We start from the raw sequence: 11,963 nt of genomic DNA on the forward strand, positions 1-11,963 counted from the left end.
CACAGGGGGCGCAAGTATCATAGCCACTACATGAAGACCTCTCCGAAGACCTCGCCCGCGCAAGCGGAAACCGGCTTTGCCTACAGCCGTCCCTTCTTTGAAAACCTGGTCGACACGGCCCTGGCGCATGCCAAGAAGCTGGGTGCCACGGATGCCGGCGCCGAGGCATCCGAAGGTTGCGGGCTCAGCGTATCGGTGCGCAAGGGCGAACTGGAGAACGTCGAGCGCAACCGCGACAAGTCGCTCGGCATCACGATCTACGTCGGGCATCGCCGCGGCAACGCCAGCACCTCCGATTTCTCCGAGGCCGCCATCGCGCAGACCGTGCAAGCCGCCTACGACATCGCGCGCTTCACCGCGGAAGATCCGGTCAGCGGCTTGCCCGACGAAGAAGACATCGTGCGCGAACAGCCCGACCTCGATCTGTTCCACCCGTGGTCGGTGACGAGCGAGCAAGCCGCGGAGATCGCGCTCGAATGCGAAGCCGCCGCGCTGTCGACCGACAAGCGCGTCACCAACAGCGAAGGCGCCGGCGTTTCCGCGCAACAGAGCCATTTCTTCAGCGCACACACGCACGGGTTTCGCGGCGGCTATGCGAGTTCGCGCCATTCCATCTCGGTCGCACCGATCGCCGGAAAGGGCGACGACATGCAGCGCGATGCGTGGTACAGCTCGATGCGCTCGGCCGATGAACTGGCCGCGCCTGCTTTAGTGGGTCGCTATGCGGCAGAGCGGGCGCTGAGCAGGCTCAAGGCGCGCAAGATCAAGACGGTCGAGTGCCCGGTGCTGTTCGAGTCGCCGCTGGCCGCGGGCTTGCTTGGCGGACTGGTGCAGGCTACGAGCGGCGGGGCGCTGTATCGCAAGAGCAGCTTCCTGCTCGAGTCTCTCGGCAAGCAGGTGCTGCCCAACCACATGGACGTGGCGGAAGACCCGCATGTGATGCGTGGCAAGGGCAGCTCGCCTTTCGATGACGAAGGCGTGACGACCAAGGCGCGCAAGGTGGTGGATGCAGGTCGGCTCGAAGGCTATTTCCTCAGCACCTATTCGGCGCGCAAGCTCGGCATGAAGACCACCGGCAACGCCGGCGGCTCGCACAACCTGACGCTGCGCTCGCGCCTCACGCAAGCGGGCGACGACCTCGACGCGATGCTGGCCAAGCTCGGCACCGGCCTGTTCGTGATCGAACTGATGGGTCAGGGCGTCAACTACGTGACGGGCGACTACTCGCGCGGCGCGAGCGGCTTCTGGGTCGAGAAGGGGCGCATCGCATTCCCGGTGCAGGAGATCACGATCGCCGGCAACCTCAAGGACATGTTGATGGGCATCGAGGCCGTCGGCGCCGACGTCTACAACTACGGCGCCAAGTCGACCGGGTCGGTGCTGGTCAACCGCATGAAAGTGGCGGGGAGTTGAGCCTGGCAGCGGGTGGGGCCTGCCCGGTGCGGCGCCCGACCATGTTCGAGGCAGGCACGAGCGGCGGCATCCGCATCGAAGGCGTCACGCTGGTACGTGGCCACCGGCGGGTCTTCGAAGGACTTGCGCTGAACCTTCAGGAATCGAGAATCGGCCTGATCGGCGACAACGGCGCCGGCAAGAGCAGCCTCTTCCGGTTGATCAGTGGGCTCGACCAGCCGCAGCAGGGCCGCGTCGTCGCGCCTGGCCGCGAATCGCCGGGGCGCGTCGGGCTGATGTTCCAGAACCCCGACGACCAGATCATCTTTCCGACCGTGGCGGAGGAACTGGCCTTCAGTCTCACGGCGATCGGCGAAACGCGCCCGGCGGCGCGGCAGCGGGCGCTCGACTTTCTTGCCCGACGTGGGCTTGCGGCCTGGGCTGGGCGTGCCGTCGGCGAACTGAGCCAGGGCCAGCGCCAGCAGGTGTGTCTGCTTGCGCTGGAGATCAGCGAGCCCGTGACGCTGCTGCTCGACGAACCCTTCGCAAGCCTCGATCTGCCGAGCCAGGCGCGGCTCGCTGCGCAACTCGACGCGTCTGCGCAGCAGATCATCGTATCGACCCATCTGCTCGAGCACGTGCACGGTTTCGAGCGTGTGCTGTGGCTGGACGAGGGGCGTGTGCGTGCCGACGGTCCTGGGCGCGAGGTCTGCGAAGCCTACGCCGGCTACGTGCGCGAGCGCGTCTGGGCCGATCGGGACCGCGATGCGTAGTCTCTACTCGGCGCAGGCCACCTGGATGCATGCGATCCCGGCGTGGATCAAGCTCGCGGTGCTGTCGGTCTGCGGCGCGATCCTGGCGCTGGTCGAGCGGCCTGTGCATCTGCTCGTCGCCTGCGCGCTGGTGTTGCTGATGTTCGCCTCGCTGGGCGCGACCGCGTGGCGGTGCGTGCGCATGCTGGGCGGCGTGGCCGTCGCCGGCGCGCTGATCGTCATCTTTCACTGGGCACTGGGCACGACGGTGCAGGGCGTAGTGAGCGCCTTGCGGCTCGCGAGCGCGGCCACGCTCGCGCTGATGCTCACGTTGACCACGCGTTTTGACGACCTGCTGGCCGTGATGGAGGCCGTCATGCGTCCCATGCAGCGTTTCGGCGTGCCGACCGAGCGCGTTGCGCTCGGCCTTGGCCTGATGCTTCGCTTCGCCGAGAACTTCTGCGTCCAGTGGCGTCGCCTCGACGATGCTACCGCGCTCGCACCGGCAGAGGCGGCGGTCTGCGGCTGCTGGCGCCGCTGACCATCCGTACCCTCCAGACCGCAGATCGCGTGGCCGATGCCCTCGCGGCGCGTTTGGCCAAGTGACGCCGTCGTCGAGCCCATTCAAAAGCAACTTCAGTCACTTTCATCACTTCCATGAACGCAATCGCGCCTCCTGCCTCATCTTCCAGATCCCTCGCCTACGTCGCGCTGTTCGCGGCGCTGATGGCGGTGCTGGGCCTGATTCCGAAAGTTGACCTGCCGTTCGGCGTGCCCATCACGCTGCAGTCGCTCGGCGTGATGCTGGCGGGCTGCCTGCTCGGGCCGCGCCGCGGATTTCTTGCCATCGCATTGTTCCTGCTCGCGGTGGCGCTGGGCCTGCCCTTGCTGCCCGGCGGGCGCGGCGGTATCACTGTTTTCATCGGAGCGACGTCGGGTTTCCTGTTCGGCTGGATGTTTGGTGCCTTCGCCTGCGGCCTGCTGATGCGCCTGCTGGTGCCGCGCCTGGGCGGCACCACGGGGAGCGGCATCCTGGCCGTCACCTTCTTTTCTTCGGTGATCGGTGGGATTGCCGTGGTCTACGCCTTTGGCATCGTGGGGCTTTCGCTGGTCGCCCACATGTCGCTCTCGCAGGCGGCGCTCGCCATGCTGATCTTCATTCCTGGCGACTTGGTCAAGTGCGGTATTTGCGCCGTGGTCGTGCAGACCGTGAAGCGCGGCATGCCGAGCTGGCGGCTCGAGCGCGATTGACGTGAACAGGGCTAGCGCGTTTCCGGGCGCCTGAACACGGTGGTTGAGACGTAGTCCTTTCGCGGGCCGCGCACCGCGTGGCGGATGAGGAAGGTGCCGTCGGCAAGAAAGCGGTAGTCGCTGCGGTAGACGTCGGGCGAGCACGCGTGCGTGGCTGAGCCGGCGAACGCATCGCCATCGGGCCGGAGTTCGATTTGGTGGAAGAGCCTTGGCGGCTCTTCGGCGAAAAACACCAGGAATCCCTGGGGGGCACGCTCGAAGCGGTATTTGCGGTGTGCGTCGAACGTCTTGCCGTCGGCCAGGCGGACGCGGCCTTCTTCGCGGTATTCCAGTGCATCGGGGTCATGTCGCCTGAACGTGGCGACGCCGGTCATCGTGGCCTGGTTCTCGATGGTTCGGTCCAGACACCAGGCGCCTTCCAGCCGGTCGAAGAGGGCGTGCGCATCGCCCCAGCGGGCCAGCAGGTCCGCGGGCACGCTACGCAAGTGCTTTCATGGGCATGCCGGCAACGTTCCGGCGAGGTATTGCCGGACCTTGGCGATGACCCGGACGTAGGGTTCCGCGAATGCATCCAGAGGCGCATCGTGCGTCAGCCAGCTGAAGCTGAACACGAGCCCGTCTTCTTCGGGACTCCCCATCGCGACGTGATCGAAGGTCTCGGGCAGTACCGCCTGCAATCGCATCAGGAACAGATGCCATAGCTGGGGATGCCGGCGTTTGCTGCCTTCGACGCCGGCTTCGCAATGGCGGTCGATGGTGCCCAGCGATAGCAAGTCGCCGGTGTAGTGGATGCCGGACTCTTCCAGCAACTCGCGGCGCACGGCGGCTTCGGGTGCTTCGCCGGGTTCGATGGTGCCCTTGGGCAACTGCATGCCGCGGTCCTCGGGATGGTGGAAGACCAGGAGCCGTCCCCGCTCGTCCACCAGGCAGGCGCAGGCCTTGAGGACGGGACGCACCGCCACGTTCAGGCGCCCGAGAGCGCTGCCTTGACGGCGGCGCTGACCTGGCCCATGTCGGCCTTGCCTGCAAGGCGCGTCTTGACGACACCCATGACCTTGCCCATGTCGCCCGGGCCCTTGGCGCCGAGCTCGGCCACGATGGCGTTGACTTCGGCCGCCACTTCGTCGGCGCTCATGCGCTGCGGCAGGTAGACCTCCAGCACCTTGATTTCAGCCGCTTCCTTGTCGGCCAGGTCAAGGCGGCCACCCTGGGTGAAGGCAGTGACCGAATCCTTGCGCTGCTTGACCAGCTTGTCGACGATCGCTACCACCATCGCATCGTCGAGTTCCACGCGCTCGTCGACTTCCTTCTGCTTCATCGCGGCCAGCAGCAGGCGGATGGTGCCGAGGCGCTCGGAGTCCTTGGCGCGCATGGCGTTCTTCATGTCTTCGGTGATTTTTTCTTTGAGGCTCATGGCGATTCCTGGAAGAGAGAAAAAACAAAAGCCGCGGCAGGTTTCCCCGGCGCGGCTCGGTCCGCTGGCTTGGGCCAGCGAGAGCGGTACTCAGTACAGCTTCTTGGGGAGCTGCATGCTGCGCACGCGCTTGTAGTGGCGCTTGACGGCAGCGGCCTTCTTGCGCTTGCGCTCGGCGGTCGGCTTCTCGTAGAACTCGCGGGCGCGCAGGTCGGTCAGCAGGCCGAGCTTTTCGATGGTGCGCTTGAAGCGACGCAGTGCGACGTCGAAGGGCTCGTTTTCTTTAACGCGGATGGTGGTCATTGATGATCGTTGAACTGAATTTGGCCCGGAGAGATCGAGGCCCCGGGCCGGGGTTCCTCAACTGAAAATTTTGGCGGCCGTTGAGGGGAGGCCAGAAGTTAGCCAAAGATTATAGCAACAATCGCCCATTCGCCATCTACTGCGCGTTCGCCTGCGCCTCTTGCAGCGCAGCGGCGCAGGCGAATGCGCTGGCCCAGGCCCACTGGAAGTTGTAACCGCCGAGCCAGCCGGTGACATCGACCACTTCGCCGATGAAGTAAAGGCCGGGCTGCCTTCTCGATTCCAGGCTCTGGGACGAGAGTTCGCGGGTGTCGACGCCGCCTGCAGTGACTTCGGCCTTTTTGTAACCTTCGGTGCCGGCGGGGGTGATCTGCCAGCGGGCGATGCGCTCCGACAGCGCGTTGAGCACCCGGTCGGCCGCTTCGTTGATCGGGCGCTGCAGCGCCGCGTCCTCGCCGACCCAGGCATCGGCCAGGCGCGAGGGCACGAGCGTGGCCAACTCGTTGGCGACGCGCTTGCGCGACCGCGCCTTGGCTGCGCCCAGCGCCGCGGCCACGTCGGCGCCCGGCGCGAAATCGATCGTGAGAGGGGTGCCTTCTTTCCAGTAGCTGGAAATCTGCAGTACGGCCGGGCCCGACAGGCCGCGGTGGGTGAACAACAGATCCTCGAGGAAGGCCATGCGCTCCTTCTTCGTGCCGGTCTCGATCTGCACCGGTAGCGCAAGCCCGGCCAGGCCCGCATAGGGCGCCCAGCCTTCGCCGCCAAAGGTCAGCGGCACCAGGGCAGGGCGCGGCGCGATGACGTCCACGCCGAACTGCCGTGCGACGCGGTAGCCGAAATCGCTTGCGCCCAGCTGCGGGATCGACAAGCCGCCGGTCGCGATCACGAGGCTGGCCGCCTCGACGGCGCCGCGACTGGTGTCCAGTTGGTAGCGGGTGGCGCCGGCACCGTTCGCCCCGCCCACACCGCCCACACCGCCCGCACCGCCCACACCGCCCGCATCGCCCACACCGCCCACACCGCCCACACCGCCCGCACCGCCCGCATCCGGCGCGATGAATGCCACCGATTTGACGGTGCAGGGTTGCCAATGCTGCACGCCGCCCGCGGCGCATTCCGCCAGCAGCATGTCGATGATCTGCTGCGACGGGCCGTCGCAGAACAGCTGGCCCTTGTGTTTCTCGTGGTGGGCGATGCCGTGGCGATCGACCATCTCGATGAACTGCTGGGGCGTGTACCGCGACAGCGCCGACCGGCAGAAATTCGGATTGGCGCTGACGAAATGCTTCTGCGGCGCGCGCGGATCCAGGTCGCGGTTGGTGAAGTTGCACCGCCCGCCGCCCGAGATGCGGATCTTCTCGCCGATGCGCTCGCTGTGGTCGACCAGCAGCACCTTCAGGCCGCGCTGCCCCGCCTGCGCGGCGCAGAACAGCCCGGCTGCGCCGGCGCCGATGATGACGGCGTCGAATTTCAACGCGAAGTCGCCCCATCCGCCGTGATGACCGGCGGCGGGTTGTACTTGAGGTGGCCGACGTAGCGCAGCGGCTGGGTGGCCGGGATCGTCGGCACGTCGCCCTCGCGCATGTGCAGAAGGTCGGCGGGGCTCACCCAGCGCGGGTCGGCGGTGGTGATGGGCAGGCCGGCCCGGTTGAAGGCCTCGAGCACGAACTGCGAGCAGAAGAACTGGTCGCCGCGGCTGCCGCCCAGCTGCACGATGGCCATTCCGGTCACGCAGAAGTTGCTGACCGCCGACGGGATCAGCGGGAGCTCGCAGGCGCGGCGGTTCAGCACGAACGGCGCGTTGAGCATCACGCCGACGGTGTTGTAGCGCGTGCCCACCTGCGACAGCGCCCAGGTGCGCATGGCATCGACATGCGCCGAGTCGAGCCCGGGCGCGCGAAAGGCCACGACCATCTGTTCCTCGGCGATTACCTCGTCCAGGCTGCGCGCGCGCACGCCGCTGCCCACGGCCTCGGCGATGCGTCCGTCGCCCAGGTAGAGCACCGCATGGCTCACTGGCGAGAAGGTGCCCAGGCGGATGCCGAACGAGTTAAGCGTGGCGACCGAGGTCAGCAGGATGTCGCCGGGCTGCAGCGCCGCGGCCGTGACGAGCTCGCCGCCGTTGCCCGGCGCGATGGCCGAACTCTGCACGCGCAGCGCCAACGGCTGGTCCTTCGCCGGCAGGTCGACGCGCGAGGCGCAGGCCGACAGCAGCAGTGCCGCGCAGGCCGCGGCAATCGCGAAGCGGCTTGCCATCATCCCTTCCACACGAACGGGAACTTGAGCTGCTTGAAAAAGCCGTTCGGCACGTAGTCGCCGACCACGCCGTAGTGCTCGGGCCAGAGCCTGGTGCTCTTCACCGCCGTGCCGAACAGGTAGTCGAGGAAGGCGTAGTGCGCGGCGTAGTTCTTGTCGATGGCCTCGGTGTCCTGGCTGTGGTGCCAGTGGTGGAAGTTGGGCGTAACGATGACGTAGCGCAGCGGCCCGAGGCGCACGTTCACGTTGCAATGGTTGAACACCGCCTGGAAGCCGACCACCACGATGTAGGCGTCGATCACTTCCTTGCTGAAACCGAACACGTAGATCGGCGCCAGCACCAGCGTGCGCGTGATCAGCAGTTCGAGGATGTGCTGGCGCGAGCCGGCCATCCAGTCCATGCTCTTCACGCTGTGGTGCACCGCGTGCAGGCGCCACAGGAGCGGCACCTCGTGGTAGCCGCGGTGCGTCCAGTACTGCACCAGGTCGGCCACCAGGATGATCAGCGGCAGCCCGATCCAGAACGGCAGGCCGGCCACCCAGCCGCGAATGCCGTCGTTCGCGGCCCAGCCGAACAGCTTGTGCACCAGCAGGTTGGTCGCCAGCAGCACGAAGCCCACGATCATGTGGTTGACGATGAAGTGGTGGAAGTCGGTCTGCCACTCGGCGCGGAATACCGGCTGGTCCTTGCGGTAGGCGAACAGCTTCTCGATGAAGATGAAGATCAGCGACGAGCCGAGCAGGTCGAGGATGAACCAGTCGAGCCCGATGTAGGGCGTGTTGTCGGGGAAGTTGCTGTCCACCGGCACCTTGTGGCCGCCGAGCAGAGCGGCCGCCGCGATCATCAGGAACGCGAACGACGACAGCCATCGCGCGCGGTTGAAGACGATGTTGACCAGCGACAGGCCGCCCGCGATCACCATCGCAGCCAGCAGGATGTAGCGCATCAGGTCGACGTCGTAGCTGCGCCGCAGCTCCGGCGTGGTGAGGTACTGCGGGAAGTGAAAGGCCAGCACCCCCAGGAAGCACAGGATGCCCAGCGTCAGTGCAATGGTGCCCGTGACCAGGCCCTTGCCAGGCTGGAGTTGCCCGTGGCTTTCCGCGAATTCGTTGAGTTTCTCGAGCATCCCGGCCCCCTTGGTGTTGTTATCGCAAGGCGGGATTTTAGGTTGCCGGGCAGCGCATGCGGCGGCCAGCTACGGGCCGTCAGGCATGTCGCGAACGGCGGGGCATCGCCGGATTCAGGTGCCGAAGCGCGATGCCGGCACGTTTGCCGCCGCCAACCCGCGCAGCACGTCGCCGACCACGATGATCGACGGGCTGGCGAGCGCCGCCTCGGCAATGCCGGCCTTGAGCCGGGCCAGGGTCGTGGCGATGTGGCGCTGCTGCGGCAGGCTGGCGTGCTGGATCACCGCCACCGGCGTGTCGCCCGGCAGGCCATGCAGCAGTTCGTCCTGGATGTGGCCGACGCCCGAGACGCCCATGTAGATCACCAGCGTGAGCCGCGCGTCGCGCGCCGTGGCGGCCAGCGCGCGCCAATCGGTCGGGGCCTCGGCGGCGCCGGCGCCGGTCTTGGCATGGCCGGTGACGAACACCACGCCCTGCGCATGGTCGCGGTGCGTCAACGGCACGTTGAGCGAGGTCACGGCGGCCAGGCCGGCGGTGATGCCGTTGACCACGGTGCATTCGATGCCGGCTTCGCGCAGGTGCTCCACTTCCTCGCCGCCGCGGCCGAAGATGAACGGGTCGCCGCCCTTGAGGCGCACCACGTGCTCGCCTTCACGCACGGCCGTGATCATGAGCTTCTCGATGAAGGCCTGCGGCGTGCTCTTGCAGCCGCCGCGCTTGCCCACGTGCACGATGCGCGCGGCCGGCCGCGCATAGCCGAGGATGGCGTCGTTGACCAGGTCGTCGACGAACAGCACCGTGGCCGCGTGGATCGCCTTGACCGCCTTCAGCGTCAGCAGGTCCGGGTCGCCGGGGCCGGCGCCGACCAGCGTGCAAGTGCCCAGGGCGTGGGAAGTGAGGTTGCTCATAGCCTGTCCGCCAGTTGCTTGATGTGTTCGACCTGCTGCGCGATCGCCGCCGGCACGGGAATGTCGCCGGCCAGCACGCGCCGCGTGTAGCCTGCCGTCGTCTCGATGTCGATCTCGGTAGGCAGGCCTTCGACCTCGCCGAGCGTGCCGGGTTGCTGGGCCTGCAACGCGATGCGCGTACCGCGCAGGAAGCCGTCGATCTGCGCGGTGCGCCGCGGGTCCGACACCACTTCGCCTTCGAGGCCGCGCGAGAGCAGGGCGTTCATGCCCATGAGCTCGAAGGTGGCGGCCATCGACTCGGCATAGGCAGGGTGCGTGTAGCTGCCGACCACGACGCACGCACCTTCGGTCGGCTGCATGAGCTTGACCACGCTGTGCCCCGGGTTGCGCAAGCCAACGACGCGGCGCACGTCGAGCAGCCGCTTGAGGCCGGGGCTCAGCAGTTCGGTGGGGGCGAAGGCGACTTCGCCGTTGGCGATGGGGGCGATGGCGGTCATGGGCTGGATGCCCAGCGCCGCCAGCACATTCGATGCCAGCACGCGCGTCGATTCGGTGGCGGCGCCATGCACCAGTACCGGCAGCCCCTCGCGCGCAAGCAGCAGCGCCAGCAGCGGCGTGAGCACCGGCAACTTGCGTGCGCCGTTGTAGCTGGGCAGCACGACCAGCGGGCGGGCCGTGGCGGGAATGCGCTGCAGGCGCGCATGGGTGGCGTCGAGGAAGCCGGCCAGCTCTTCGGGCGTTTCGCCCTTGATGCGCATCGCCAGGCAGAAGCCGCCGATCTCGAGATCGGTCACGGTGCCGTCGAGCACCTGGCCGAACAAGTCGGCGGCCTGCGCGCGCAGGAGCGGCCTGGCCCCGCGCACGCCGCGGCCGATTTCCTTGATGTAGTGGCTGATTCCCATGGGTGCGCGGATTGTCCCGCAACCGTTATGCCGATTCGTGAGTCGGCTTATGCCAATGGCGCCAGTGCCGCCAATGCCTTGCGCCCCTCGCGTGGAGGGGAGGGACACGTCCCCGTTCACGGCGACGCCTCGGCGCGCTCGGGCGCACTCGCGCGCACCATGCGCTGGAGTTCGGGCAGGCAACTCCCGCAATTGGTGCCGCATTGCAGCGCCCCCTGCAGCGCCGCGAGGCGCTGGCCGTCGTTGCCGGTGCAGCCCTGCAGCGTTTTGCCGATGGCCGTCTCGGTCACGCCGAAGCAGTTGCAGACGATCTTGCCGCGCGCCGCGACCTGGATCGGCGCGGTCGACCCGGGGCGCAGCAGCTGCCGGCCGAAAGCCTGTGCGGGCAGGCGGTCCTGCAGGAGCGCCTTGATCCAGCCTTCGGCGCGGGTGTCGCCGGCGAGGAGGAAGGCTTCGAGGCGTGCTTCTCCGGGCGTGTCCGCCACCCGCACCAACCGTGCGGCGCGGCGCTGGCCGTGGCGCGCGTCGGCATAGCGCAGCGTGTCTGCAGTCGACAGGCCCATCAGCGCCTCGATGCGGGTCAGCAGCGCTTCGGGCGCGGCGTCGTGGCCGGCGGCGCGAAACAGGACGCCGGTGCGTTCGGCGCTGTCCGCGGTCGTGCCAGTGCTGGTGCTGGTGCTGCCGCTTGCACCTGCACCTGCACTGGCACTGGCACTGGCACTGGCACTGGCGAGCGCGCCGCCGGTGCCGAACGGCACGCAACTCGCGAAGGGGAACTCCTTCATCAGCGCGCAGAGCTCGCCCAGCGTGCCGAGCGCCTGGTCGTTGGGCAGCCAGGCCGCGGCCAGCAGCGACCACGGCAACTCCGCCTTGAGCACCTTGATGGCCGCATGCTTGAGTTCGGGCTGCTTGGAATCGGGGCAGAAGGCAGGGCTCGTCAGCGCGTTGATGCCGGCCAGCGGCGCGCCCGTGGACGAACGCCCGCTCAGGTATTCCTCGCCCCAGTGCATCGCCACGAAGGCCTGGCTCATGCCGACCTCCGCGCTGGCCTGCGCAGGCAGCACGATCGAGCCGCGCCGCGACGTCACATGAACCAGGTCGCCGTCCTTGATCTGCCGGCGGGCCATGTCCTGCCCGTGCATCTGCACCACCGGCTCGGGCACGTGGCCGAACAGGCGCCCGAGCGTGCCGGTGCGGCTCATGCCGTGCCACTGGTCGCGCAGGCGGCCCGTGTTCAGCGAGAACGGATAGCGCGCCTCGCGCTGTTCGGCAACGGGCTTGTAGGGCGTGTCGATGAAGCGGGCTCGGCCGTCGGGCGTCGGATAGATGCCGTCCTCGTAGAGGCGAGCCCGGCCGCTGGCCTGGCCTTCGGGCAGCGGCCACTGCTGCGGGCCTTGCGCATCGAGCAGCGGCCAGCTCAGCCCGGTGATGTCGAGGTCGCGCCCGCGCGTGGTCTCGCGATGCTCGTTCCAGATCGCCTCGGCGCCGGCTTCGGCATCGAGCGCATACGCAAACAGCGTGGCGGGCGTGGCGCGCCTGGGCAGGCGCGACTCCAGCCGCTGCGCGAAGTCCACCGCGGCCGACCAGTCGTGCCGTGCCGCACCGGGCGCGGCGACCGCGGGCCGCACGCGCGAGATGCGGCGCTCGCTGTTGGTGA

At 67.9% G+C, this 11,963-nt stretch carries 14 protein-coding genes; 4 read left to right on the forward strand and 10 right to left on the reverse strand.

What is annotated here, in order from left to right; genetic code table 11:
- Window positions 1–30 precede the first annotated feature (30 nt).
- The 4 genes from pmbA to WKW80_RS19950 all read left to right on the forward strand — a co-directional run bounded on the left by pmbA (window position 31) and on the right by WKW80_RS19950 (window position 3,395).
- Complete coding sequence (gene pmbA / locus WKW80_RS19935; protein ID WP_340365309.1) at window positions 31–1,413, forward strand: metalloprotease PmbA; 1,383 nt, start codon at window positions 31–33, stop codon at window positions 1,411–1,413.
- A gap of 41 nt (window positions 1,414–1,454) precedes the next feature.
- The gene (locus WKW80_RS19940; RefSeq protein WP_340365310.1) at window positions 1,455–2,165 is read left to right on the forward strand and encodes an energy-coupling factor ABC transporter ATP-binding protein; all 711 of its coding nucleotides are present in this window, start codon (window positions 1,455–1,457) and stop codon (window positions 2,163–2,165) included.
- Window positions 2,158–2,685: a CbiQ family ECF transporter T component gene (locus WKW80_RS19945; RefSeq protein ID WP_340365311.1), complete on the forward strand. Its 528-nt coding sequence runs from the start codon at window positions 2,158–2,160 to the stop codon at window positions 2,683–2,685. The genes WKW80_RS19940 and WKW80_RS19945 overlap by 8 nt, the downstream gene beginning before the upstream one ends.
- Before the next feature lie 116 nt (window positions 2,686–2,801).
- The gene (locus WKW80_RS19950; protein ID WP_340365312.1) at window positions 2,802–3,395 is read left to right on the forward strand and encodes a biotin transporter BioY; all 594 of its coding nucleotides are present in this window, start codon (window positions 2,802–2,804) and stop codon (window positions 3,393–3,395) included.
- Between the two features lie 11 nt (window positions 3,396–3,406).
- On the opposite strand, the gene WKW80_RS19955 is transcribed toward WKW80_RS19950, so the two are convergent.
- The 10 genes from WKW80_RS19955 to WKW80_RS20000 all read right to left on the reverse strand — a co-directional run.
- A complete protein-coding gene (locus WKW80_RS19955; protein ID WP_340365326.1) occupies window positions 3,407–3,871 on the reverse strand; it encodes a DUF6314 family protein in 465 nt (154 codons plus the stop codon).
- 15 nt (window positions 3,872–3,886) lie between these two features.
- Window positions 3,887–4,351 (reverse strand): NUDIX domain-containing protein, encoded by a 465-nt coding sequence (locus WKW80_RS19960; protein ID WP_340365313.1) that lies wholly within the window; start codon window positions 4,349–4,351, stop codon window positions 3,887–3,889.
- A gap of 8 nt (window positions 4,352–4,359) precedes the next feature.
- Entirely contained in the window at window positions 4,360–4,809 is a 450-nt protein-coding gene (locus WKW80_RS19965) for a GatB/YqeY domain-containing protein (RefSeq protein ID WP_340365314.1), read from the reverse strand.
- A 90-nt stretch (window positions 4,810–4,899) separates the two neighbouring features.
- Window positions 4,900–5,112, reverse strand: a complete 213-nt coding sequence (gene rpsU / locus WKW80_RS19970) for a 30S ribosomal protein S21 (RefSeq protein ID WP_007833691.1) — start codon at window positions 5,110–5,112, stop codon at window positions 4,900–4,902.
- Between the two features lie 136 nt (window positions 5,113–5,248).
- Complete coding sequence (locus WKW80_RS19975; RefSeq protein WP_340365315.1) at window positions 5,249–6,586, reverse strand: BaiN/RdsA family NAD(P)/FAD-dependent oxidoreductase; 1,338 nt, start codon at window positions 6,584–6,586, stop codon at window positions 5,249–5,251.
- Window positions 6,583–7,368, reverse strand: a complete 786-nt coding sequence (locus WKW80_RS19980; RefSeq protein WP_340365316.1) for a YaeF family permuted papain-like enzyme — start codon at window positions 7,366–7,368, stop codon at window positions 6,583–6,585. Before WKW80_RS19980 ends, WKW80_RS19975 begins: the two co-directional genes overlap by 4 nt.
- Window positions 7,368–8,495 (reverse strand): sterol desaturase family protein, encoded by a 1,128-nt coding sequence (locus tag WKW80_RS19985; protein WP_340365317.1) that lies wholly within the window; start codon window positions 8,493–8,495, stop codon window positions 7,368–7,370. Before WKW80_RS19985 ends, WKW80_RS19980 begins: the two co-directional genes overlap by 1 nt.
- A gap of 114 nt (window positions 8,496–8,609) precedes the next feature.
- Complete coding sequence (gene cobA / locus WKW80_RS19990; RefSeq protein ID WP_340365318.1) at window positions 8,610–9,404, reverse strand: uroporphyrinogen-III C-methyltransferase; 795 nt, start codon at window positions 9,402–9,404, stop codon at window positions 8,610–8,612.
- Window positions 9,401–10,306 (reverse strand): DNA-binding protein YbiB, encoded by a 906-nt coding sequence (gene ybiB / locus WKW80_RS19995; protein ID WP_340365319.1) that lies wholly within the window; start codon window positions 10,304–10,306, stop codon window positions 9,401–9,403. The genes cobA and ybiB overlap by 4 nt, the downstream gene beginning before the upstream one ends.
- 116 nt (window positions 10,307–10,422) lie before the next feature.
- Window positions 10,423–11,963, reverse strand: a 1,541-nt coding sequence (locus tag WKW80_RS20000; protein WP_340365320.1) for a nitrate reductase, incomplete at its 5' end; no start/stop codon positions are given.

The organism is Variovorax humicola (assembly GCF_037889915.1).
Lineage (GTDB): Bacteria > Pseudomonadota > Gammaproteobacteria > Burkholderiales > Burkholderiaceae_C > Variovorax > Variovorax humicola.

Bases quoted from the DNA above. Each gene is read 5' to 3' on its own strand.
- pmbA (WP_340365309.1), top strand. From the start codon at position 31: ATGAAGACCTCTCCGAAGACCTCGCCCGCGCAAGCGGAAACCGGCTTT.
- WKW80_RS19940 (WP_340365310.1), top strand. From the start codon at position 1,455: ATGTTCGAGGCAGGCACGAGCGGCGGCATCCGCATCGAAGGCGTCACG.
- WKW80_RS19945 (WP_340365311.1), top strand. From the start codon at position 2,158: ATGCGTAGTCTCTACTCGGCGCAGGCCACCTGGATGCATGCGATCCCG.
- WKW80_RS19950 (WP_340365312.1), top strand. From the start codon at position 2,802: ATGAACGCAATCGCGCCTCCTGCCTCATCTTCCAGATCCCTCGCCTAC.
- WKW80_RS19965 (WP_340365314.1), bottom strand. From the start codon at position 4,809: ATGAGCCTCAAAGAAAAAATCACCGAAGACATGAAGAACGCCATGCGC.
- rpsU (WP_007833691.1), bottom strand. From the start codon at position 5,112: ATGACCACCATCCGCGTTAAAGAAAACGAGCCCTTCGACGTCGCACTG.
- WKW80_RS19980 (WP_340365316.1), bottom strand. From the start codon at position 7,368: ATGGCAAGCCGCTTCGCGATTGCCGCGGCCTGCGCGGCACTGCTGCTG.
- WKW80_RS19985 (WP_340365317.1), bottom strand. From the start codon at position 8,495: ATGCTCGAGAAACTCAACGAATTCGCGGAAAGCCACGGGCAACTCCAG.
- cobA (WP_340365318.1), bottom strand. From the start codon at position 9,404: ATGAGCAACCTCACTTCCCACGCCCTGGGCACTTGCACGCTGGTCGGC.
- ybiB (WP_340365319.1), bottom strand. From the start codon at position 10,306: ATGGGAATCAGCCACTACATCAAGGAAATCGGCCGCGGCGTGCGCGGG.